We start from the raw sequence: 25000 nt of genomic DNA on the forward strand, positions 1-25000 counted from the left end.
ACTGATCTTACATATGGTAAATGGTTAAAGTCAGGTATTTCAGTTTTAGGTAATCTAAATAACTTTTATAAAAATGGCTCCGTAGGAGATAAAAAAGCTTTATTAAGTTCGATATTTCCTGAAAAAATCTATTTTGACGGAAAAAAATGTCGAACTCAAAGAATTAACGAAGTTTTGCGAGTTATAATGTTGATTAACAGTATTTTAGAAAATAAAAAAAGTGAACAAATCTACAAAAATATAGAGTTGTCCACTTTAGTGGAGTCGGAGACTCTATCACCTATGGTATCATAAAAATTCAAAAACACTCAATAACCTGTTAATTAGCAGGTTATTAGTTTTTTATAATTAATTAAAATATCACAAAATATTATTGCATAACTCAAAATCTGGGTGTAAATTTGGGTGTAATTTTTTCACACCCAATTATGGCAAATATTAAGCGTAATATAATTTTCTCATTAGAGAATAGGAAGAAAGATGGTATTCCTATTATTGATAATGTTCCAATTCGTATGAGAGTTATTTTTTCTAATAACAGGATTGATTTTTCAACTGGTTATCGTATTGATGTTGCTAAATGGGATTTTGAAAAACAGAAAGTAAAAAATGGATGTATTAATAAATTAAAGCAAAATGCATCTGATATTAATAGCGACCTTCAAAAGTATTATACTCAAATTCAAGATATTTTTAAAGTTTTTGAAACTAAAAACATTAATCCTACTGTAGAAATATTAAAAAAAGAATTTGTTGAATTAAATAAATCAAAGTCTAATGAATCCATCAGATCATCTAAAAATGATTTTATAATTGCATATGATGAATTTAAGAATGTGAATGGTAGACAAAAAAATTGGGCAAAATCTACTTTGCAAAAGTTTGAAAGTGTTAAGGTTCACTTATCTACTTTTAAATCAGATTTAACATTTGAGTATTTTGATGAAAATGGATTGAATAATTATATATTATATCTTGGTGAAATCAAGAAAATGAGAAATACTTCAATTTTAAAGCAATTAGGCTTTCTTAAGTGGTTTCTTCGTTGGGCTTATGAGAAAGGATATAATCGTTTAAATGCTTTTGAAAAGTTTAAGCCAAATATAAGAATTGTTGCAAAAAAAGTAATTTTTCTGACACCAGATGAATTAAAAAGCCTTCGGGAATTTGTCATTCCCGAACAAAAAAAATATTTAGAAAGAGTTAGGGATGTATTCATTTTTTGTTGTTATAGTTCCCTTCGTTATTCAGACGTATATAATTTAAAAAAAAGTAATATTAAAAACAATCACATCGAAATCACAACTGTTAAGACCGGTGATAGCTTATTTATTGACTTAAATGATTATTCTAGTGCAATTCTAAATAAATATAAAGATGTGCCGTTTAAAAATGACAACGCTCTTCCTGTAATTAGTAATCAAAAAATGAATGATTACATTAAAGAACTGGCTGAGCTTGTGGGTTTCGATGAATCTATACATGAAACTTACTACATAGGAGCGAAAAGAATTGACACAGTTACACCAAAATATGAACTTTTGAGTACACATGCAGGGAGACGAACATTTATTTGCTATGCACTTTCCATTGGGATTCCCATTCAAATTGTGATGAAGTGGACTGGACACTCAGATTATAAATCAATGAAACCTTATATTGATGTTATTAATGAGTTAAAGGCTAATGAAATGAAAAAGTTTAATCTCACTTAGGTATGGAGTTAAGCACTTATATAACCTCGTTTAGAGAAGTTAATTCAATTTATGCAAAGTTTATTGAAACTGGACTTTATGGTTTTGATGAACAAGAAATAGTAATTAATTTTTTTGAAGAAATTAAAGATATAAAAAAGTTAGAGATGGTTTTATTTGAAAGTAGTGAAGCATTAAATTTTCAATCAAAATTTAATGCTTTTAAGATTGTTTTGAATGAAAATGTCAAACTATATGAAGGAAATAAAGAACTTTTTGATTCTCTTGACGTTAATAAATTATGTGGAATAAAATCAAGTTGCTTTGATGAAAATATTAGTTTAAAACAAAAAGAAGTTGATGTTTTATTTAAAGATTATTGGTTAAGCAGAGGTAATTTAGGGGATAGGTTTTTTAAAAAGGCAGAAGAAAATGAACATGACCCTATTTGGGAAGAGTACATTTACAAGAAGCAGCTATATGATCGGGAAAATGAAGAATTAGATACGTTACATAAAAAAAGAGAGCATATCTTATATTTTGTTTTGCCATATATCAATAATAAATTTTCTGAAATTAGTATTTTAAGTATTTCTTTTTTAAGTATTTTGAATTCATATAAAGATGATGGATTAAATGATTTTCAAGTTAAAGAATACTTAAATATGGGGATTACATATAAAATTTTTAAACTATGTAATGATAAATATTTTGAGAGTACAACAAGTAAGATTTTTTATAACTATTTGAATCTTTCTAGTAAAAAAGGAGATTTAAAAATTAGAAAAGGAAAAATAATATATGTTTGCCATTTAATTAAAAAATTGGCTGAAAAAGTTGATTTAAATGATGAAAAAGAATGGAGAGATGAAATTTTGAATAATTTAGAGCTTATAGATTCTTTTAATAAGAAGTCCAATCAAGTAGAGTATAATAAAAGAAAAGAGGTTTCAGAAGCTATTCATTTTGTCGATGAATTGAATGAAATATTAAAAAATGAGTAAATAAAGTATCATAATTTTTCAAATCCCCTTCTTAAATTAAAAATATTTTTCAAAACACTGAAAATCAGTATTTTGAAAAATATTTTTTTTTCAAATCCCCACATTTCCCCTTTTTTTTGAATATAATTTTACACTGTTCGAACATCGAAAGCCTCTGTACAAGGCTATTGTTTAATACAACAGTTTAATATTATGGAAATTCAAGAATTATTAAAAAAGCCACTTTTTCAGTTAACTACAGAAGAGTTTTTATTTATCAATAATAAAACCTCTAACGAGATTACACCAATTAATACAGACCAAAATACTCAATCAAAAAAATATGTTTACGGTATAAAAGGAATTGCAACATTGTTTGGGTGTAGTAAACCAACTGCAAATCGTTTGAAAAAAAGCAAAAAGATTGATGCTGCAATTACTCAAATTGGTAGAAAAATTATTGTTGATGCGGATTTAGCCATGAAACTTGCAAAAGTTGAAAAGGGTGGGAGAAAGTAATTTGGTCTTATTGAAATCAAACTTCTTTAAAAAACAAAAGCACAATTGAATTCGCCGTTCAATCGTGCTTATACTTTGTAATCTCTTTGTATATCTGCATTGCAAATATACAATAATTCTTTTATTGTATGAAAAACAAATCACAAAATGTGCTGTATCAGTCTGATATTGCATCAAATACCATATTTGATAGAATTATCAAATACATCAATTCTAAATATAGAATTCGGTTCAATACCATTTCTTTGGATTATGAGATAAATATCAATGGAAATGATAATTGGGAGTCGTTAAACCTTAATTCACTCTTAATTGAGTTAACCAGGAATAACATTGAAACCAATTACAATAAGCTCGAAATATTAATCAAGTCGAACCTTATTGAACGATATGATCCCATCAAAGAATATTTTTTAGAGTTGCCAAAATGGAATAATCAAGTTGATTACATCAAAAAGCTTGCTTCTTATGTAAAAACTAATGATGATGAAGCATTTGCCTATCATTTGAAAAAATGGTTTGCGAGAGCGGTTATTTGTGCTTTTGAAAAAGATAAAATAAACAAACATTGCCTTGTTCTTGCAAATGGTGACCAACACGCTGGAAAATCAACATATTTTCAAAAATTCATTCCAAAAAAGCTGTCTAATTACATTGCTGAAGATATTGGAACCGACAAGGATTCTCGGGTTAAGATGTGCAAGAACCTAATTATTAACCTGGAGGAATTATCAGTAATTGGAAAAACTGAAGTAAACTACTTAAAATCTCTAATCAGTAAGGTTTTCATTAACGAACGACTTCCATACGAACGCAGAGCTGAAAATTTACCTCGTATTTGCTCATTCGTTGGTTCAACAAATATGGTCGATTTCCTTACAGATGAAACTGGCTCGGTTCGATGGATAATTTTTGATGTTATCGGAAGAATCGATTTTAATTACTCTAAAGAAATTGACATGGACGATGTCTGGTCACAAGCTTACTATTTAGCATATCATGACAAGAATTTTGAACCGGAATTAACGCAGCAAGATATCATTGATAATGAAAAGAGAAATGAGAAATATACTAGTCTGACAATTGAGCAAGAAATGGTAATTAAATACTTCGAAAAAACGGAGAATTTAATCTATTTCAATACATCAACAGAAATCATGACAAAACTAATTCCATTGGGATTAAAACTGAGCAGAGAGAAAATTGGTAAGGCACTGAGTGGTTTCAAATTTTCTAGGATAAAACATCCTCAAAAGCAAGTATATGGCTACTTGGCAAAGCCAAAGTTCAATATTAGTCCAGTTGAAATAATGAATAATTAGAAAATGTACTTACCTAACTTACCTACTTACCTAAACCCTTATAGAATATGACTTTTTTTAAGGTAAGTATATATAAATTAACCTACCTATACTTACCTAAAAAACTCAGGTAGGTAGGTAAGTATTAGGTAATTTATAAAAATGTTGCGAACACTTGAATTTACTGGTTTAGGTAAGTAGGTAAGTAAAAATGGCAAATACTTAGATAAAACTAAAAATGAATATAGAAAAAGCGAAGCAAATTCCACTAGAATTAGTGTTGCAAAAAATGAATTATACACCATCAAAAACTATTGGATTTGATCTTTGGTATTCCAGTCCTCTACACGAAGAAAAAACACCTTCTTTTAAAATCAATACTAAAATTAACAGATGGTTTGATCATAGTTTACAAAGGGGCGGGAACATTATTGATTTTATTGCAATTAAATTCAATTATTCGATTCCAGAAGTTTTAAAGTTCTTAGAAAACTATTCAGATGAATCTATTTTTTCTTTTCAAAAGCAAAAAAATATTGCATCCAATTTTAGTGAAGCTAAAACTAAAGTAAACATAATTAAAGTAGTTGAAATACAACATTTTGCTTTGAAAGAATATTTAGAAAACAGAAAAATTTATCATTACGAAATCGAATCAAATTTAAAAGAAGTCTATTATGAAGTAAATGGAAAAAAATATTTCGGAATAGGATTTCAAAACAGAAGTAATGGATTCGAAATTCGTTCCAAATATGCAAAGATTTGTATTGGAAAAAAAGATATTTCTTTAATGGTAAAAGGTTATAAAAACAAATTAAGAATTTTTGAAGGTTTTTTTGATTACTTATCGTTCATAAACAAGTTTAAATCTGATTCTGATTTTTTAATTCTTAATTCAATAGCATTGATAAATCGATGTGATGAAATTTTATCAAACTATGAAGAAATTGAATTGTATTTTGATAATGATGCAGCTGGAGATTTGTATACAAAATCAACTCAAGAAAAATTTAAAAATGCAAAAGATAGTAGAGTATTTTATAAAGATTTCAAAGACTTAAATGAATGGCTTTAAATAGGATTTTAAAAGTATGTCTTGAATAAGCAAGACGGAACGGAGTTAACACTCCATTCTACCAGTAAATACGACGTTAGTTTTTTAAATCTTACGGAAATAATACGGAAATATAATTTAATTAATTTATAATCAAATATTTAACACTACGGAAATGAAAAAAATGACACAAAATAAAGACATCCGTTTATCAGGAACTCTAGCAGACAGATGGGTAACATTACAAAACAGATTTGGTTACAAAACCAACATCCATTTAATTGACGATATGATGTATTTTTTTGAAACAAATCCTGTAAATCCAAAACAAAGTTTTGGTGGACTTTTAAAAAAATTAGAAGAAAAAATGATTGAATTTAATTCAGATAATAATCGAGTTATTGCAATTGTTCGTAACATTGAAAAAATAAAAATTGACCCAATATACCGTATTTTATCGACTGAAATAACTTCAGATTTAAGAGATATTAGAAAGAGAATATTGCTATCAGAAGCGTATAGAAAACCTTCAGAAAACAACTCTGAAATCCAAAAAGAAATTGAAGAAAAAATCACAAAACAACTTACTGAAAAATATGAAAATAAATTAACAGAGCACCGTAAGAGCTACATGGAATTAAATAAAAAATATGACCAAATCACACTTGAAAACGCTCGAATTCAGAATAAATTTTTAAAGTTTGGTAAATTATATTCAATTGAAAAATCAACATTTGGTTCAAAAAATAAAATTGTTTTCGATATGAGTGAAAGTGATTTTTTGGAATTAATTTCTTTAAAATAAATTTATTCAAACTGGATTTTTTTTGTTATATAAATTTTCAAAACAGATTCATATTCTTGTTCCGAAATTTGAGAACTTTTTGAAAACTTTGTTTCGAATAAATCAACGAAATATAATCTGAAATAGATAAGAATCAGCGTATTTAATTGGTTGTCTGACTGATAATAGAGCAACATTTTTAAGAATTCAGCTTGAATGTTATCAGGTTTATTTTTGAAATGTTTTTCTATTTCCATAGTAAATAAAAACAATAAAACATCATAACTATTTTTATCATCTAATATGGTATCAATGATTTCGCCTCTATCCTCATAGTTCAGATTAAGTAACTGAATTTTAAATATGTCAATTAATTTTGAATTCAGAATGTCTTCTGTTGATGTTCCTGTTTTGTTATTTTCAATAAAACTTTCTGACAGATTAGTATACCCAGAACTAAAGTCAGGAGGAGTAAAGTCTTGAAACAATAAGTAGTTTAGAATTTTTTGAAAAGCAGTTGTACTGCTTTTTTTTGTTGTTTTTTCTTTCATAAGTGCCAAAAAAAGCGTGAGACATTAGCCAACCGACACAGAGGTACTAGGAGACCCAACATCCAGAAGACTACGCCCACGCAAGTATTTTGCACAGGCGTAAGCCTATTAAATTTGGATGTTTTGCAGAAGATTCCTAGTTTTCCGTGTTCCAATTTAACAGCTTACGCGATTAAAAATATTTTCTGATGTAAATTTAAGAATTCTAATCCAATTCTTTTGAAAGATTTATCTTTCTTTTTCAACAATAAAAAAATAAAAAATATTAAGCCAAAAAAATTCAAATCTGCGGACTAATTTTTTTTATAACCTTTTACGGTTTTCCACATTTTTATCTCAATCCCTTTATTTACTTTAGCTCCCGAAGGTACCCCCGTAAAAATACCTGGTTTGAAAATCAGGTATTTTTACGGGTATGAAATCTTGATTTTAATTAGTAGATTTGAGGTTTATAAGAAAAATAAAGCAAAGAATGGCAAAAGCAGTTAAAGTAAAAAAAGAAAAAAGCATCGAAGAAACACTATGGGATTCCGCAAATAAATTGCGTGGCACCGTGGAATCATCTGAGTATAAGCACGTAGTATTAGGTTTGATTTTCTTAAAATTTGCTAGTGATAAATTTGAAGAGCGCAGAAAAGAGTTAATTGCCGACAATAAAGAGAAATTCCTAGAGATGAAGGAATTCTACAATATGTCAAATATCTTTTACTTGCCAGAAGAATCACGTTGGTCATTTATAATTGAAAATTCTAAACAAGCGGATATTGCTTTAAAAATTGATACCGCTTTACACACCATAGAAAAAAACAATCCCGCTTTGAAAGGTGCTTTGCCTGATAATTACTTCTCTCGTTTGAATATGGACGTGAGTAAGCTTGCGGCTTTGTTAGATACCATCAACAACATTGACACCATAAAAGACAAACAGCAAGACATTGTGGGTCGTGTTTATGAGTATTTCCTAAGTAAGTTTGCCTTAGCTGAAGGAAAAGGGAAAGGCGAATTCTACACCCCTAAAAGCATTGTAAACCTAATCGCTGAAATGATTGAACCTTACAAAGGCGTTATTTATGACCCTGCTTGTGGTTCGGGTGGGATGTTTGTGCAAAGTATTAAGTTTATTGAAAACCACCACGGAAACAAAAAAGAAATTTCCATTTACGGACAAGAATATACAGCTACGACTTATAAACTTGCTAAAATGAACTTAGCCATTAGAGGTATTGCTGCCAATCTAGGTGATGTTCCTGCTGATACGTTTGGAAAAGACCAACACCCTGATTTAAAAGCCGACTTCATCATGGCGAACCCACCTTTTAACCAAAAAGATTGGCGTGCTAGCGATGAACTAACAGACGATCCACGTTGGAGAGGTTACGATGTGCCACCAACCAGTAATGCCAATTACGCTTGGATATTAAACATGGTGGCAAAACTTTCTGAAAATGGTGTAGCAGGTTTTATCTTAGCTAATGGTGCGCTTTCTGGTGGTGGCGAAGAATATAAAATTCGTAGAAAACTAATTGAAAACGACTTGGTAGAAGCTATTGTAATTTTACCGAGAAATATGTTTTATACCACAGATATTTCGGTTACGCTTTGGATTTTGAATAAAAATAAAAAAGCCAGAACGGTTCAATTACCTGATGCTGTTAGAAACTACCGTGACAGACAGCACGAAATTCTATTTTTAGATTTAAGAGAAAAAGGCATTCCTTTTGAGAAAAAATACACCCAATTTTCAGACGAAAATATTATTGAAATCACCGAGGCCTACCATAATTGGCAAACCAACTTAACCAAATACCAAGACGTACCTGAGTTTTGTTATGCCGCTTCTATTGATGAAATTGTAGCGAAAGACTTTTCGTTGGTGCCAAGTAAGTACATAACGTTTGTGAACCGTGATGAAAACATCGATTTTGAAGATAAAATGAAAGGTTTACAAACCGAGTTTGCCGAACTATTGAAAGCAGAAGCGCAATCGAAAAACGATTTATTAACCGTATTTAAAGAATTAGGTTATGCCATCGAATTATAAGCGTTTAGGCGATTACATTCATAAAGTTGAAAATAGAAACAGAGATTTGAAAGTTTCAAATTTAGTTGGTCTTAGTATGACCAAAGAATTTAGAGTTTCAACTTCCAACATTGTTGGAACTGATATGAGTGTCTACAAAGTTGTGAATAAATGGCAATTTTCATGCGACTTTATGTCAGTGATTCGAGTTCATAAATTTCCTGTGGTTTTAAAAACGGATGATGACCCTGTTTTGGTTTCTCCTGCCTACACTGTTTTTGAAGTAAATGATAAAAAGGAACTGAATCCAGAATACTTGATGATGTGGTTTAGAAGAAGTGAATTTGATAGATACGCAGATTTTAAATGTGATAGTGCCATTAGAGGAGGATTTGATTGGGATGCTTTATGTGATTGTATGTTGCCAATTCCATCTATAGAGAAACAACAAGAAATAGTTAGAGAATACAACGCCATTCAAAACCGTATTGCACTAAACAACCAATTGATTTGCAAACTAGAAGAAACGGCACAAACGATATATAAGCAATGGTTTGTAGATTTTGAAGATAATAAATTTGAGATTAGAACACTCGGTGATCTTTGCTCTTTAATTACAGACGGTAAACATGGTGATAGTGTTGATGAAATAAATTCAGGTTATTATTTTATTAGTGTGAAAGATATTATCAATGGAGATATAATTTATACTAACGCAAGACAAATAACAAAAATAGATTTTGAGGAAACACACAGAAGAACCGATTTAAAACCAGGTGATATTTTACTAACAAATGCAGGTACAATAGGTAGAATGGCGATAGTAAAGGACTTTCAAGAAACAAATCGAACAACTTTTCAGAAAAGTGTAGCCATTTTAAAACCTAAATCTGATATGTCAAAAACTCATTACTTGTATCTGCTTTTAAAATTTCATTTAAACGAAATTATTGAATTAGCAGGTGGGTCAACTCAATCAAACTTACTTTTAGGCGATTTGAGAAATTTTGAAATTAAATATCCTGGCTTTGATTTCGTAACCAAAATTGAGGAAAAAGTTAAACCAATTTTTGGCATGATAGGTTTAAAAGGGATAGAAAATCGAAAGCTAGAGGAATTAAAGGAATTGTTATTGGCAAAGATGACGAGGGTTGAGAATTAGAAATATGAAAACGATATTAGATTTAACATATAACGACGCCAAAGAGTTTTTCTTGAAAGAAGAAAACTATTTTTCTGTGGAATTACCTGAGTACTTTATTTTTCAAGGTTTATTAGAAAATTTAGATAAAGAACTACTAAATAAAGATTTAAAAAAAGATTTAGGAACAGCTATCAAGGTTAGAGATTTAGATGATGTAAATTATAAAATTCTAAACAATAAAGATGGCAAATTATCATGGAGACCATTTCAATTAATACATCCAGCAATTTATGTTAATCTAGTTCATAATATAACAGAAGAAAATAATTGGGGAACTATAGTTAATCGATTTAAACTTTTTTCTGAAAATACAAAAATTGAGTGTCATAGTTTGCCAGTAACCGAAAATAAGGAAAAATCTGCTAAAGAAAATCAAATTTATGAATGGTGGCAGAATGTAGAACAACGTTCAATTTTAATGGCGTTAGAATATAATCATGTTTTGCATTTAGATATTACAGATTGTTACGGAGCATTATATACACATAGTATTGTTTGGGCACTTCATGGAAAAGAGGATGCTAAAAAGTCTGAAAACCGAAATAAACAGGAGTTTATAGGTAACGTAATTGATTGGGGAATACAAGATATGTCCAATGGACAAACTAACGGAATACCACAAGGTTCTGTTTTAATGGATTTTATAGCAGAAATAGTTTTGGGTTATGGTGATTTGCTTCTTACAGAAAGACTTAATGAAAAAGATATTACTGATTACAAAATTATCAGGTATAGAGATGATTACAGAATTTTTACAAAAAACGAACAGCAATCTGCCGAAATAGCCAAAGAATTATCCGAGGTACTATCGGGATTGAATTTTAAAGTTAATAATGGTAAAACCATTTCTAATAACGATTTAGTTTTAGGAGCGATTAAACCCGACAAAATACATTGGATTTATAACAAAAGAAAAACTGAAAATATTCAAAAATGGTTATTACAATTGTATGTTTTAGGAGAACACTTTCCTAATTCTGGCACTTTATACAAAGAAGTTAAGCATTTTTTAGATTGGCTTAAAAGACGAGAAGATTCAATAAAAGAAAATGACTCAGAAGAAAATAAAGCAATTAACCATCCAGATGTATTAATAAGTATTCTAATTAATTTGGCATATAATAATCCTCGTTTATATCCCCTTGTAACAGGTTCTATTAGTTTTTTAATAACTAAAATTGAAGATGTTCAATATCAAAAAGATATAATAACTAAAATTCGTAAAAAGTTTGAGCAATTACCAAATACAAATTATTTAGATGTTTGGTTACAAAGGTTAACACTTAATATAGACAAAGACCTTTCATATTCAGGTAAACTATGTGAAAAAGTTATTGGTAATGAGATGCCTATTTGGAATTCCGATTGGTTAAATATCAAAATAAAAAAACTAATTGAAAGTACTTCGATAATAGACGTTGATAAGCTGGAAAAGTTAGAGGTTAGTTTTTCAGAATCAGAAATAAATGAACTTGGTGACTATGATAAATTGTTTTCTTAAATTAAATAAAGCTGTAAACTAAAGGAATTAAAGGTGTTGTTATTGGTAAAAATTACGACAGTTAATATTAGAAATGAATTGGTTATATGAATGATGAATTAAAACATATAGATTCTTTAAATGATTTTGAATTAGCTCAATACTTTCAAGATCATTTAATAATGCGTGCTACTGGAGACAATTTTGATAAAGATACTTTTGCTAAATGTAGATTAAAATTGTTAGATAATAAATCCATTTCTCATTTATTACCAAAGTGGTTAAACAATAATCGTACAATAGATCAGTTTTGGACTTTTATAAAAGCTCGTTACAGTACATATCAGGAAAGAAGAGAGTTTATTTGGAGTGAATTTAATGATTTACTTTCTCATCTTGAAACGGGAAATATTTCTCCTTTAAATGAAATAATTGTTTTTGATGAAATACATATTCATGAATTGTGGCAAAAAGCAATTGAAAGAAAGGGAAGTGATCCAGAAGGAGCAATCACAGCTGCCAGAACTTTAATCGAAAGTGTATTGAAACATATTCTTGATGATCAATCTATTATTTATAATGACGGTGCAGACCTTCCTGTATTATACAAAGAAGTAGCAAAGTCCTTAAATCTAGCTCCTGAACTTCATAATGAAGGAATATTTAAACAAATATTGGGAGGAGTTAATAGTGTTGTTACAGGCTTAGGAGCATTACGAAATAAATTAGGAGATGCTCATGGAAAAGGTAAAACGAATATAAAACCAAGTATTAGACATAGTGAACTTGCTGTGAATTTAGCTGGTTCAATGGCTATTTTTTTGTTTAAGAGTTATTCTGAGAAAAAGAATATCTTGTAAACAAGGTAACTCTTTGCAAGATGGTAAAAGTTAAAATTAAAAATACAAAATTTATGGATATTAATAAACCTGAAATCAATGCTTTTATAAATGATTATGTCAAAGATTTGAGAAGTGGGCATGCATCAATTTTTATTGGTGCTGGTATTTCTCGTGGTGCTGGTTATGTTGACTGGAAAGGCTTGTTGACTGACATCGCGGAGTCATTACATTTAGACATTCACAAAGAGTATGATTTGTTATCTATTGCCCAATATCATGTAAATTCTAATGGACGAGCTAGAATAAATAAAAAAATACTTGAAGAATTTATAGAAGAAGTTGAGGAAACTGAAAATCATAGAATAATTGCTCGCCTTCCTTACAATACAATATGGACAACTAATTATGATAATTTAATTGAAGATACTTATAATAAGTTTAACAAAATTGTTGATGTTAAGCATTGTGTTAAACAATTATTTCAAAACAAACCAAAAGCAGACTTAGTATTATATAAAATGCATGGCGATGTAGGTTTTCCTAGTGATGCAATTCTCACAAAGGAAGATTATGAGGGTTATTATAGTACACATGAAGCATTTATCACAACTTTAAGTGGAGAATTAATCTCAAAAACTTTTTTGTTTATTGGTTTTAGTTTCGCTGATCCAAACATTGACCATGTTTTAAGTAGATTAAATTTCAAGTATAAAACTAAAGAAAGGGAACATTATTGTCTTCTCAAAAAGTATAACTTGAATGATTTTAAACAAGATCAAGCAGAACTAGATTATAATCTAAGAAAGCAACAATTATTTATTTCAGAATTAAAAAGATATGGAATTACGACAATTTTAATTGATGATTATTCAGACATTACTCAAATTTTAGCTGAAATAGAAAGAAGATACAATTCTCATTCTGTTTTCATTTCTGGTAGCGCAATAGAATACGGAGATTTTACACCATTAGAGGCACAACAATTTATTCATTTACTTTCAAAAGAATTAATAAAGAAGAATTTAAATGTTGTAAACGGTTTTGGATTAGGAGTTGGAAGTGCCGTAATAAATGGAGCTTTAGATGCTGTATATTCTAATCCTAAAAAATATTCTGAAAATCAGTTAATTATAAAACCATTTCCTCAATTTCCTTCAGGCGGAAAAGATTTAAAACAATTATGGGAAGAGTATCGCCATCAAATGATTTCAAGAGCTGGAATAATAATATTTGTTTTTGGAAATAAAGATGAAGGTAAAGGAAAAGGCACTGAAAATGCTGGCGGAGTTAAAAGGGAGTTTTTGATTGCATTAGAAAAAGGATTATTTCCTATTCCTATTTATTACACTGGTTATATGTCTAAAGAAATATTTAATGAACTCGAAAAACATAGAATTTCCAAACAATTAATTGAAGATATATCTAAACTACAGTTAGACAAAGATGATTTGGATAAATCTGTTAATCAAATTTTAAATATTATCGATAAAATATTAAAGTAGGTATGGCTAAAAGGGTATTCTTTAGTTTTCATTATCAAGATGTAATTGATTTTAGAGCTAATGTGGTTAGGAATCACTGGTTAACAAAACCAGATAGACAATCAGCTGGTTTTTTTGACTCTTCGATTTGGGAAGATGCTAAGAAAACTAGTGATTTAGCCTTGAAAAGACTTATAAATAGTGGTTTAAAAAACACAAGTAATACATGTATTTTAGTGGGAAGTGAAACATTTAATAGAAGATGGGTTTCATATGAAATTATGAAAAGCCTAGAAGTGGGTAATCATATTTTTTGTGTGCATATCAATTCTATTAAAGGAAAAGATCAAAAAACTAAACCTCTAGGTGAGAATCCATTATATTATTTAGGTGTTTCGTTTAGTGATGATGGAAAAAAAGTCAATTTACATGATTTCATAAATAATAAATGGATTAAATATCCTGACCTTGAAGGTTGGAATGTAAAAGAAGTAGATAAAGAACTTATTGGTAAAATTCATCGACTATCTGAAGCATTTGAAATTTATGATTGGATAGATAATAATGGTTATAATAATTTTTCTAATTGGGTAAAATAATGGGAAGAAAAATATTTGTTTCGTATAAGTATGAAGATACTTATGTTGAAGATTTAAATGTATATGAAGATACTTTTTGGGGTAAACAAAAAGTTCAAACAAAAGCAAGGCATTATGTTAATGAATTAGCAGGGATATTATCAAGTGAAGACCATATTTACAAAGGGGAAAACGATGGACAAAGCCTTGCGAATTTTTCAGATGAGTATATTGCTTCTACATTACGAGATAAAATTTATGATAGTAGTATTACAATAGTACTTGTCTCAAAAGGAATGAAACATATTTGGCAAGCGGAAATAGACCAATGGATTCCTTGGGAAATTTCTTATTCTTTGAAGGAATATACTAGATCTGGCCGCACTAGTTTGTCAAATGGAATTTTAGCTATAGTTCTTCCGGATGAATTTGGAAGTTATGAATACTATCTAACACATAATAGTGTTTGCAATTGTACAAGTTATAATACTCCTTTTTTATTTCAAATTTTAAGAGATAATATGTTTAATAAAAAAGAGAGTGAAACAAGATTATGTTCAAATGGTACAATTGTATATCATGGTGATTTTTCATATATAAAATCCGTTAAATGGGAAGAATTTAAAATCTCACCTAATTATTATTTAAATAAAGCTATTGAGTTGAGAGACAATAAAGATCAATATAATATCACTAAAACCATCAAATAATTATGAGTATTATTAATGAATCACAATTAAGAAGTTTTAGAAAATCAACTAAAACTTATAATCTCACTTTAAATGAAAGTTTGAGGGGTTTTAAAAATGAATCTAAATTTTTAAAAACTAAAATATTTCTTTCTCATAAACATGATGAATTAGAACAATTAGAAGGAGCAATTTCTTTCTTAAAAGGAAATGGTGTTGATGTATACGTAGACTGGTTAGATGAAGGAATGCCAAAAACTACTTCAGGGCAAACAGCAGTTAGAATAAAAGAAAAAATTAAAGAGAATGATAAATTTATACTATTAGCTACAGAAGCAGCTATTAATTCTAAATGGTGCAATTGGGAACTTGGATTAGGAGATGCAGCTAAGTATATCAATAATATTGCAATTCTTCCAATTAAGAAAGATTATTCAGATTTTTCAGGAAATGAATACTTAGAGATTTATCCCCATATCATTAATTTGGAAAATCTTCAATATTATAAAGGTGAATATAGAGCTAGTGGAACTTATGTTTTATTTCCATCTGTAAACGGAAATAATAAAATGATGTTACTTAAAGATTGGCTAAGAAATAGATAATTATTCATGCAAGAAATCCAAGAGCTTTTAGCTATAACAAGATCTTTAAAAGAAAAGTATAAACTTCATAACAAAAGTTTTACTTTAGATGGTAAGTTAGTCGGCGATATAGGTGAAGTTTTAGTAGCAGAGCATTATGGTTTAACGCTTTATGGAGATAACACACCAGTTCATGATGGTTTTGTCACAGGTGATGAAAATAAAAAGGTACAGATAAAAGCGTCTTTTAATAATTACTTTTATTTCACAAAAGACTTAATTAATATGCCTCAGTATTTCATTGCAGTCCAACTTAAGGAAGATGGTACTTTTGAAGAAGTTTTCAATGGTTTAGGAGTCTTAATTTATAATAAGATGCTATGTCATTTACCCAATGAACGCAAGCACAATTATCGTTTGTCAGTAAAGAAATTAAAAGAGCTCAATAATGATACTGAAAATGATAAAATAAAATTACTAAAAGCCTAAAATGGATATAAAAGCCTTAGAAGATTTTTTAAATAAGAATATCATTCCCAAAATAAAAAAACGTCCTAAAACCTTTTTAGGTATTGCAAAGCAACCGCATTATGAAAACGTGATGTCTAATATTTATGCGTTTTATTTTAATATTTCAGAAGTACATGGAATGCATGATTTATTTATTAACAGCTTATTAGAATTGATTAATGAAACAAAATTTGGTGCTCAAAAAAAAGTAAATGAAATTACAGATTTTAATGTTAATACAGAAGTAATTACCAAAAAGAATGGTAGAATAGATATACTGCTGTATAGTAATGACCACGCTATAATTATTGAAAACAAAGTATATCATACCTTAAACAATGATTTAGAAGATTACTGGAGTTCTACTAAAGTAACGGATAATCTGGAAGAAAATAAAATCGGTATTGTTTTAACCTTAAACAAACTCAATGTCACGCACCCACATTTCATAAATATTACCCATTTAGAATTCCAAAAAAGAATCATTCAAAATTTAGGTAATTACCTAATGGAAGCCAAAGACAAATATGTGGTTTTTCTAAAAGATTTTTATCAAAACACCCTAAATATGAGCAAAAGTGAAATGGATAGTAAAGAATTAAAATTTTATTTTGATAATCAAGCCAAAATATTAGAAGTTAAAAATTTTCATTTTGCTGTTAGAGAGCATATTTATAACCAGGTGGAACAAGCTTGTGAGTTAGTAAATGAAAAATTAAACCTGTTAACTTCTAAAGGAGAAGGAAACAAGCGATTACGCTTTTACTTGTCGCCAAAGAATAAAAATCTAATGATTACAGTATTCTTTGAGCAATTATTAACGGTTGAAAAAAGGTTAGTTCTTATTGTTGAAATGAAAAATGACTTATTAAAAAATAAGGAACGATATAAAACTATTTCTTTTTCAGAGCAAGAAGAATCATTAATAAAGCCTGATTTTTACGAAAATAAGAATACTAGTTGGTGTCATTTTGCGGTAAACCATTATGTTCTTGATGAAAATCAGGTGGTTAATTTATCTCAATTTATTGTAGAAAAGTTAGAAGGAGATGGCTTATTATCTATCTATAGAAAGCTTAATGAAGTAGTTGTTTAGTCATAGAACCCTTATCTTTGGGTTAACCCAAAGATAAGGGTTCTATGTGTAAAAGTCAAATAAAATATATTTTTGTCACAAATATTTACTAAATTTGTGACACAATTAAAAAATAAAAAGCGTGCAATCCTCACATAATCAGATAGAATTAAAGATTAAAAAATCTGCTAAGGGTAAAATTTTTTTCGCAGATGATTTTGTAAAATTCGGTTCTTCAGAGAACATCCGAAAGGTATTGTCACGTTTAGAAAAAGAGGGTTTATTAGAGCGTTTGGCACAAGGTATTTATTTAGTACCTAAGAAGGATGTGTTGTTAGGTACATTATATCCAACTACAGAAGAAATTGCTTTAGAAATTGCCAAGCGAGATAAAGCTCGTATAGCACCAACGGGTTCATTGGCTTTGTATCAATTAGGAATCACAACGCAAATACCTTTAAAAGCAGTGTATTTGACAGATGGTGCACAACGTGTAATAACCATAGGAAATCGCACCATTCAATTTAAGAAGACAACACCCCGAAATTTAGCTATCAAAGATCAATTGTTACTGCTTATCACGCAAGCCTTAAAAGAAATAGGGCAGGACAAAGTAACGGATTTGCACTTGCAAAAATTAAAACCTTTTGCATTGCAATTAGATCATGAGATTCTAAAATCGCAATTAAAGTTTGCTCCAGTTTGGGTACAGAAAAGAATTAATGAATTAAGAAACTAAACTATGTGGGTAAACCTTACAACGGAGCAAAAGCAAAATATAATAACGCAAACTGCTGTTAAAACAGGATTGCCTGCTTATGCTGTAGAAAAAGATGGGTGGGTTTGTATTATTTTACAAGCTATTTTTCAATCGGAATATGCTACAAATATTATTTTTAAAGGCGGTACCTCATTAAGTAAAGCCTACCATATAATCAATCGATTTTCGGAAGATGTAGATTTAATAATTGATAGAAAGTTTTTAGGTTTTGAAGAGTTACCTTCAAAAATGGCTGTTAAAAGATTAAGAGAAGCATCAGGTTCGTTTATCATAAATGATTTTAGAGTAGAGTTGATAAAACAACTTTCAAATCTTGGTATTTCTACAAATATGTACACTATTAAATACAACGATAAAGTGGATGATACTAGTGATCCAAACACCTTAGAAGTGTATTATAATCCTGTAATTCCAAACGATAATCCGTATATCCAACCTCGTGTTTTAATAGAAATGGGTGCTCGCTCTTTAACAGAACCTGCTGAAGAAAGAGAAGTAATTTCGTTTATTGATGCCGAATACGCTCATTTACCATTTGCTCAAAAACCGACAATAGTAAAAGTTGTAGTGCCGACTAGAACTTTTATAGAAAAAGTGTTGCTACTACATGAGGAGTTTTCAAAACCTTTAGAGGCAATACGAAGCGAGAGATTATCGCGTCATTTATATGATTTAGACCGATTAATGGATACCGAATATGCAACAAGTGCTTACAAGAATAAAGAACTTTTTGAGCATATTGTGGAGCATAGAAAAACCATCACACCATTGCGAGGAATATCGTATGACAAGCATAATAGGAACAGTTTACAAATTATTCCACCTGATGCAATAAGTAAAGAATGGGAGCAAGATTATAAAGTCATGCAAGAGAATATGATTATTGGGGATTCAAAATCATTTTCAATCCTATTAGAGAGGATGAAAGATATAATGGAAAATTTTAAAAACGACTAAGCTATCGACTAAGTCTAAGAAAATAATAGAATGAAATTCACAGAAGCACAATTAGAACAGGCATTTATCCACTTATTACAAGAAGAGCAAATGACGCATCTTGTAGGTGGTGAAGTGCGTAAAAATGAGTTTCAAGGCGTATCAGAACCACCCACGCAGTACGGTCATATCGTTACTGAAAAAGTATTGATAGATGCTGATTTAAAGAACTATTTGAAGTCCAATTACGCTAAAGATAACATTACGGATTCAGAAGTAAATTCGATTATTCGTGATTTGGAACGATTACCTTCCTCTGATTTATATGAAAGCAATAAAACTTTCATGAAAATGGTAAGTGATGGCTTTTTACTAAAACGTGAAGACCGTAATCAAAAAGATATATTCATCCAATTGATTGACTATTCCGAAAAGGATAACAACACTTATAAAATCGTGAATCAATTAGCCATAAAAGGCTACGAAATGCGTATTCCTGATTTGATTTTATACATCAACGGATTGCCATTAGTGGTGTTTGAATTTAAAACGGCGATTCAGGAAAACACAACCATTCATGATGCGTATGTGCAATTAACCACACGTTATAAAAGAGATATTCCTGAGTTATTCAAATACAACGCGTTTTGCGTCATTAGTGATGGTGTGAATACCAAATCAGGTTCCTTTTTCGCGCCTTATGAGTTCTTTTATGCCTGGAGAAAAATAGAAGGCATGCCCAATGAAGTGGATGGTATAGATGCCATGTTTACACTCATTCAAGGTATGTTTAATCGTAAGCGATTACGCGATATTATTCAAAACTTCATTTATTTACCTGATAGTTCTAAAAAAAATGAAAAAATCGTTTGTCGTTATCCACAATATTATGCGGCAGTCAAACTTTTTGAAAATATAAAAACCCATCAAAAGCCTTTAGGTGATGGTAAAGGAGGAACATACTTTGGTACGACAGGCTGTGGAAAAAGTTACACGATGTTGTATTTAAGTCGTTTGTTAATGAGAAGTACTCATTTTTCAAGTCCAACAATTATAATCATAACAGACCGTACCGATTTAGATGACCAATTATCAGGTCAATTTACCAATGCAAAAGGTTTTGTTGGTGACGAATCGATTATTAGTGTGGAAAGTAGAACGCATTTAAGAGAATTGCTACAAGGAAGAAATAGCGGGGGTGTTTTCTTAACTACAATCCACAAGTTTACAGAGGACACAAGATTACTAACTGATAGAACAAATGTCATTTGTATTTCGGATGAAGCACACAGAAGTCAAACCAATTTAGATCAAAAAGTAGTCGTTTCAGAACATGGGGTAAGAAAAACATTTGGATTTGCTAAATACTTACATGATTCGTTACCTAATGCTACTTACGTTGGTTTTACAGGAACTCCTATCGATGCTACCATTGATGTTTTTGGAGAAATTGTTGATGCTTACACCATGAACGAATCGGTTAAAGATGAAATTACCGTTCGTATTGTGTATGAAGGAAGAGCAGCTAAAGTCTTATTGAATAATCATAAATTAGAGGAGATTGAAGCTTATTACAACCGTTGTGCAGAAGAAGGTAGTAATGAAAATCAAATAGAAGAAAGTAAAAAAGCGATGGCACAAATGAATGCCATCATAGGCGACCCAACTCGTTTGAAAACCGTAGCCGAAGACTTTGTTACCCATTATGAGAACAGAATAGCTGAAGGAGCAACAGTTCGTGGCAAAGCAATGTTTGTTTGTAGTAGCCGACCAATTGCATACGAATTGTATAAAAACATTCTAGCCTTACGACCAGAATGGGGTGAAGTGAAAATAGCTGCAGATGGTGTTGAGTTATCCGATAAAGATAAAAAAGAAATAAAACCAATGGAACGCATCAAAATGGTGATGACCAGAGGGAAAGATGATGAGGAAGACTTGTATAATGCGCTAGGAACTAAAGACGACCGCAAAGAATTAGACCGACAATTTAAAAATGAAAAATCTAATTTTAAAATTGCTATCGTAGTAGATATGTGGTTAACAGGTTTTGATGTACCCTTTTTAGATACGATGTATATTGATAAACCTATTCAAAGACATAACTTGATTCAAACGATTTCTCGTGTCAATCGAAAATTTGAAGGCAAGGAAAAAGGATTGGTGGTAGATTACATCGGAATCAAAAAACAAATGAATCTAGCGTTAGCGCATTACAACAATGCCGATAATCAAAATATTGAAGATATTGAGCAATCCATTGTAGTGGTTAAAGACCAGTTAGATTTACTGGGTAAACTATTCCATAAGTTTGATACTTCAGGATATTTGTCAGGCGTTCCGTTAGAACAATTAAAAACATTAAATCAAGCAGCTGAGTTTGTCCAATTGACACAAGAGTTGGAAAAACGATTCATGTACATTGTAAAACGTTTAAAATCGGCTTATGATATTTGTTCTGGAAGTGGGGCTTTTACTGAAACGCAAAGAGACGAAATCCATTTTTACTTAGCGGTTCGTTCCATAGTATTCAAATTAACAAAAGGTGTAGCTCCTGATACCGCTCAAATGAATAATCGTGTAAAGCAAATGCTTCAAGATGCAATTGAGAGTGATGGGGTAGAAGAAATTTTCAAATTAGGAGATGATAGTCAAACCGAAATTGATATTTTCTCTGATGATTACATGGCAAAAATTGATAAAATCAAATTACCGAATACCAAAATTAAACTATTGCAAAAGCTTTTAGCTAAGGCAATAGATGACGTTAAAAAGATTAATAAAATTACTGGAATTGATTTTTCAAAACGTTTACAATCCATTGTAGATAAATACAATGAACGCAAAGAAAGCGATGTATTACGAAGTGAAGTACTAGAAGACTTTACCGATGAAATTATCGATTTGTATTATGCCCTTAAAAAAGAAAAAGATTCATTCAAAGATTTAGGTATTGACTTTGAAGAAAAAGCCTTTTACGATATTTTAAAAGCATTAGCGGTTAAATATGATTTCAGTTATCCAAATGACAAGTTAATTGCATTGGCTCAAAAAGTAAAAACGGTAGTTGATGACAAAGCAAAATATACAGATTGGAGTAAACGTGATGATATTAAAGCAGAACTTAAGGTAGACCTTATAATTCTCTTGGCAGAAAACGATTATCCACCAGTCGATAGGGACGAAGTGTATAAAGAGATTTTTGAACAAGCTGAGAATTTTAAGAAGTATAACAATTAATAATGGGGGGAAAGGTTAATTAATAATTAAAAGTTATTTATAAACATAAAATTTAAATATTACCATCAAAATATCCCCTTAAAAAAACACCCAACTTTACATAACTGGGTGTAAAATTGGGTGTAAATTTTGTAAAACATTGATAATCAATGTTGATTGTGGAGCAGAGCGGAGGTATATCGAACGTTTTTAAGGAAGATTTGAAGTTATTGAGCAGAATTTTATAGTCAAAATTTTCAGGAATTAATTTTAGATAAAAAAAAGAAGTAGTGGATTTGTATCTTATCTAAGTAGTATTTTAATGATTAAATAGTAAGTAACGCTTTTATAATTGAATTGGACTCAGGAGGTAAATATCAGATACATTTATGAATAAAAAATATCTGGATATTCTATAAATAATTTTCCTTTAAAGTCGGGGAAATTTTCTTCACCCATTCCAAAGTAAATATTAGATTCCAAACCTTCTGCGGCAGGAGTGAAGACTATAGGGCAATCAATATCTTCTGCATAAATTATTTCTCCGTAAACTATTTCCTGTGAGTAAACTTCCTTAATTCTTGCCTCCGTTTTTAAGATTTGGAAACTAAAAACTTCAACGGGTTCAAAACTACTTTCAGATTCTGGTACTATTGTATAGCCCGTTTCAAAATCATCATTTGTGTTGAGTACTTGCATCCACAATTCTCCGTTTTTATATCCTATTACAACAAAATAATAGTCATCTTCCCAAAGTTTAAATTTGGGTTTTTTAAAGCGAAGTATCTGACCTATTTGGTATTGATTATCCATAGCAAAATAATGTATTTCATAAAGTTACTAAAAATTTTGATTAGATAATTTTTATGAAAAAAATATTTTTTATGCTTTTTAAAATGATGGTTTTCAATCTAAATAAGTAATGAATAATTGTCAATTTTAATAATTATCAATTACAAATACGGTTTTCCTCATTTTTATCTCAATCCCTTTATTTACTTTCGCTAAGAAAGTTCCTACGTATTTATACCTGGTTTCAAAATCAGGTAGTTTTACGGGTTGTAAATACCTTTTTTTTTCGTTATGTTTGGGACTATAAGATTTTTAAAACCACTATGAGTAAAAATACCGTAAAAGCCGATATAAATTTTGAACAAGAACTTTGGAAAGCCGCTAACGAATTGCGTGGCGCAGTAGCTGAAAATCAATACAAAGACTATGTGTTGCCGATGATTTTCTTAAAGCACATGTCCGAGCGATATGAGATGCGTAGAGAAGAATTAACGGCTTTAGTACACGACAAAAACTCCAATTATTTTACGACAGACGAAGCAGAAATCAACTATGTGTTGGAAGATGCGGATGAATATTTATCTAAAAATGTTTATATCATTCCCAAAGAAGCTACTTGGGAATACTTAAAATCAAATGCCGAACAAGACAATATCAAAGTAATTGTAGATGATGCTTTTGATGTGTTAGATGCTACTTTGGCGAAGTTTAGACCTGATTTGAAGGGGATATTACCTCGTATTTTTGTAAAAAGTCAATTAACGGCTCGCCAAGTGGGCGGCCTGATTAATTTACTTTCTAATCCTAAGTTATCGCAAAAGGAAAACCCTGAAAGCGATGTTTTAGGTCGTGTGTATGAATACTACATTGGAAAGTTTGCTTTGGCAGAAGGTTCTGGTGCAGGGCAGTTTTTTACACCTGGTAGTATTGTACGTTTGATGGTAGAAATGATTGAACCGTATGAAGGTAAAATATTTGATGCCGCTTGTGGTAGTGGCGGTATGTTTGTGCAATCGTTGAAGTTTTGAGAAAGTCATGGAGGCGACAAACGTAACATTGCTATTTACGGACAAGAGCGCTATGATGGAACGCTGCGTTTGTGTAAAATGAACTTGGCGTTACGTGATTTATCGTTTGATGTACGCTTAGGCGACTCTTTATTGAACGATCAGTTTCCTGATTTAAAAGCCGATTACATTATTGTGAATCCTCCTTTTAACGTGAGCCAGTGGCACCCAGAAGACTTACCTGAAAACGACCCACGCTTGTTTGGACCCAAAGAAGAATTTACGACCGATGGCAATGCCAACTTTATGTGGATGCAAACCTTTTGGAGCCATTTGAGCAATAAAGGAACAGCGAGTGTGGTAATGGCAAATGGGGCGATGACTTCCAACAACAAAGGAGAAAAAAACGTACGTGAGTTTATGGTAAACAACAGTATGATTGATTGTATTGTACGTTTACCCGATAAATTGTTTTTAACTACAGGCATACCTGCTTGTATTTTTATATTAAGTAAAAACCGAGACGGCAAAGACGGCCAACACCGCGAACGTAAAAACGAAATCCTTTTCATAGACACCAGTAAAATGGGTACTATGGAAAGCCGAAAACTACGTGTGTTTACCGATGCCGATATTGACAAAGTAGCCCAAACCTACCACGCTTGGCGGACTTCGAGAGCCTCAGCCGCCAAATACGAAAACATAGACGGCTACTGCTACGCTGCCACTTTAGAAGAAGTACGCAACCAAGACTACAAACTTACCCCAGGTATTTATGTAGGCACCGAAGAAGTAGCAGACGACGGTATTTTGTTTGAAGATAAAATGGCCAATTTACAAGCTACCTTACAAAAGCAGTTTGCGAAAGGGAATGAGTTGCAGCAAAAGATTTTGGAGAATTTTAATAAAATTTAGT

21 protein-coding genes and 2 pseudogenes are annotated in these 25000 nt (G+C 30.4%); 21 read left to right on the top strand and 2 right to left on the bottom strand.

The annotated features are described in order from the left end of the window. From OJ995_RS12960 to OJ995_RS12990, 7 genes and pseudogenes are all read left to right on the top strand, one after another. Positions 1-294: pseudogene (locus OJ995_RS12960) on the top strand (hypothetical protein); the annotation flags it as partial. A gap of 134 nt (positions 295-428) precedes the next feature. Continuing rightward, a complete protein-coding gene (locus OJ995_RS12965; RefSeq protein ID WP_264369820.1) occupies positions 429-1715 on the top strand; it encodes a site-specific integrase in 1287 nt (428 codons plus the stop codon). Between the two features lie 2 nt (positions 1716-1717). Further along, on the top strand, positions 1718-2698 hold the full coding sequence (locus tag OJ995_RS12970; protein WP_264369821.1) for a hypothetical protein: 981 nt from the start codon (positions 1718-1720) through the stop codon (positions 2696-2698). A 192-nt stretch (positions 2699-2890) separates the two neighbouring features. After that, a complete protein-coding gene (locus OJ995_RS12975; RefSeq protein ID WP_264369822.1) occupies positions 2891-3196 on the top strand; it encodes a DUF3853 family protein in 306 nt (101 codons plus the stop codon). Between the two features lie 128 nt (positions 3197-3324). Further along, on the top strand, positions 3325-4518 hold the full coding sequence (locus OJ995_RS12980) for a virulence-associated E family protein (RefSeq protein ID WP_264369823.1): 1194 nt from the start codon (positions 3325-3327) through the stop codon (positions 4516-4518). Between the two features lie 217 nt (positions 4519-4735). After that, positions 4736-5572 carry a DUF8464 domain-containing protein gene (locus tag OJ995_RS12985; RefSeq protein WP_264369824.1) on the top strand — a complete coding sequence of 279 codons (837 nt, stop codon included), beginning with the start codon at positions 4736-4738 and terminating at the stop codon, positions 5570-5572. Positions 5573-5735: 163 nt separating this feature from the next. Further along, the gene (locus OJ995_RS12990; RefSeq protein ID WP_264369825.1) at positions 5736-6356 is read left to right on the top strand and encodes a BfmA/BtgA family mobilization protein; all 621 of its coding nucleotides are present in this window, start codon (positions 5736-5738) and stop codon (positions 6354-6356) included. A 2-nt stretch (positions 6357-6358) separates the two neighbouring features. Here OJ995_RS12990 and OJ995_RS12995 read toward each other — a convergent pair whose 3' ends face one another. Further along, positions 6359-6886 (bottom strand): hypothetical protein, encoded by a 528-nt coding sequence (locus OJ995_RS12995; protein ID WP_264369826.1) that lies wholly within the window; start codon positions 6884-6886, stop codon positions 6359-6361. Between the two features lie 472 nt (positions 6887-7358). Here OJ995_RS12995 and OJ995_RS13000 point away from each other — a divergent pair, with 472 nt between their 5' ends. The 13 genes from OJ995_RS13000 (at position 7359) to OJ995_RS13060 (ending at position 22306) form a co-directional block, all read left to right on the top strand. Then, positions 7359-8927, top strand: coding sequence for a type I restriction-modification system subunit M (locus OJ995_RS13000; protein WP_264369827.1), 1569 nt, complete (start codon positions 7359-7361; stop codon positions 8925-8927). Continuing rightward, entirely contained in the window at positions 8911-10068 is a 1158-nt protein-coding gene (locus OJ995_RS13005) for a restriction endonuclease subunit S (RefSeq protein WP_264369828.1), read from the top strand. The genes OJ995_RS13000 and OJ995_RS13005 overlap by 17 nt, the downstream gene beginning before the upstream one ends. 4 nt (positions 10069-10072) lie before the next feature. Beyond that, on the top strand, positions 10073-11611 hold the full coding sequence (locus OJ995_RS13010) for an RNA-directed DNA polymerase (RefSeq protein ID WP_264369829.1): 1539 nt from the start codon (positions 10073-10075) through the stop codon (positions 11609-11611). A gap of 86 nt (positions 11612-11697) precedes the next feature. Continuing rightward, positions 11698-12450: an abortive infection family protein gene (locus OJ995_RS13015; RefSeq protein WP_264369830.1), complete on the top strand. Its 753-nt coding sequence runs from the start codon at positions 11698-11700 to the stop codon at positions 12448-12450. A 53-nt stretch (positions 12451-12503) separates the two neighbouring features. Beyond that, positions 12504-13934, top strand: a complete 1431-nt coding sequence (locus OJ995_RS13020) for an SIR2 family protein (RefSeq protein ID WP_264369831.1) — start codon at positions 12504-12506, stop codon at positions 13932-13934. 2 nt (positions 13935-13936) lie between these two features. Next, positions 13937-14512 carry a TIR domain-containing protein gene (locus OJ995_RS13025; protein WP_264369832.1) on the top strand — a complete coding sequence of 192 codons (576 nt, stop codon included), beginning with the start codon at positions 13937-13939 and terminating at the stop codon, positions 14510-14512. After that, a complete protein-coding gene (locus tag OJ995_RS13030) occupies positions 14512-15201 on the top strand; it encodes a TIR domain-containing protein (RefSeq protein WP_264369833.1) in 690 nt (229 codons plus the stop codon). Before OJ995_RS13025 ends, OJ995_RS13030 begins: the two co-directional genes overlap by 1 nt. Positions 15202-15203: 2 nt before the next feature. Beyond that, positions 15204-15785, top strand: a complete 582-nt coding sequence (locus OJ995_RS13035; RefSeq protein WP_264369834.1) for a toll/interleukin-1 receptor domain-containing protein — start codon at positions 15204-15206, stop codon at positions 15783-15785. A gap of 6 nt (positions 15786-15791) precedes the next feature. Next, entirely contained in the window at positions 15792-16253 is a 462-nt protein-coding gene (locus tag OJ995_RS13040; protein ID WP_264369835.1) for a DUF6998 domain-containing protein, read from the top strand. Between the two features lies 1 nt (position 16254). Beyond that, positions 16255-17370 (top strand): PD-(D/E)XK nuclease family protein, encoded by a 1116-nt coding sequence (locus OJ995_RS13045; protein WP_264369836.1) that lies wholly within the window; start codon positions 16255-16257, stop codon positions 17368-17370. 121 nt (positions 17371-17491) lie between these two features. Next, complete coding sequence (locus OJ995_RS13050; RefSeq protein ID WP_264369837.1) at positions 17492-18088, top strand: DUF6088 family protein; 597 nt, start codon at positions 17492-17494, stop codon at positions 18086-18088. 3 nt (positions 18089-18091) lie between these two features. Beyond that, positions 18092-19087, top strand: coding sequence for a nucleotidyl transferase AbiEii/AbiGii toxin family protein (locus OJ995_RS13055; RefSeq protein ID WP_264369838.1), 996 nt, complete (start codon positions 18092-18094; stop codon positions 19085-19087). A 30-nt stretch (positions 19088-19117) separates the two neighbouring features. Continuing rightward, the gene (locus tag OJ995_RS13060) at positions 19118-22306 is read left to right on the top strand and encodes a type I restriction endonuclease subunit R (RefSeq protein WP_264369839.1); all 3189 of its coding nucleotides are present in this window, start codon (positions 19118-19120) and stop codon (positions 22304-22306) included. A gap of 366 nt (positions 22307-22672) precedes the next feature. Here the strand turns inward: OJ995_RS13060 and OJ995_RS13065 are convergent, their stop codons facing one another. Continuing rightward, entirely contained in the window at positions 22673-23098 is a 426-nt protein-coding gene (locus tag OJ995_RS13065; RefSeq protein WP_264369840.1) for a hypothetical protein, read from the bottom strand. A gap of 302 nt (positions 23099-23400) precedes the next feature. On the opposite strand from OJ995_RS13065, the pseudogene OJ995_RS13070 reads away from it, so the two are divergent. Continuing rightward, a pseudogene (locus OJ995_RS13070) lies at positions 23401-24999 on the top strand (type I restriction-modification system subunit M). Position 25000 lies beyond the last annotated feature (1 nt).

Origin of the sequence: Flavobacterium lacisediminis (assembly GCF_025909975.1) — a bacterium.
In the GTDB taxonomy this organism is placed as follows: Bacteria; Bacteroidota; Bacteroidia; order Flavobacteriales; family Flavobacteriaceae; genus Flavobacterium; species Flavobacterium lacisediminis.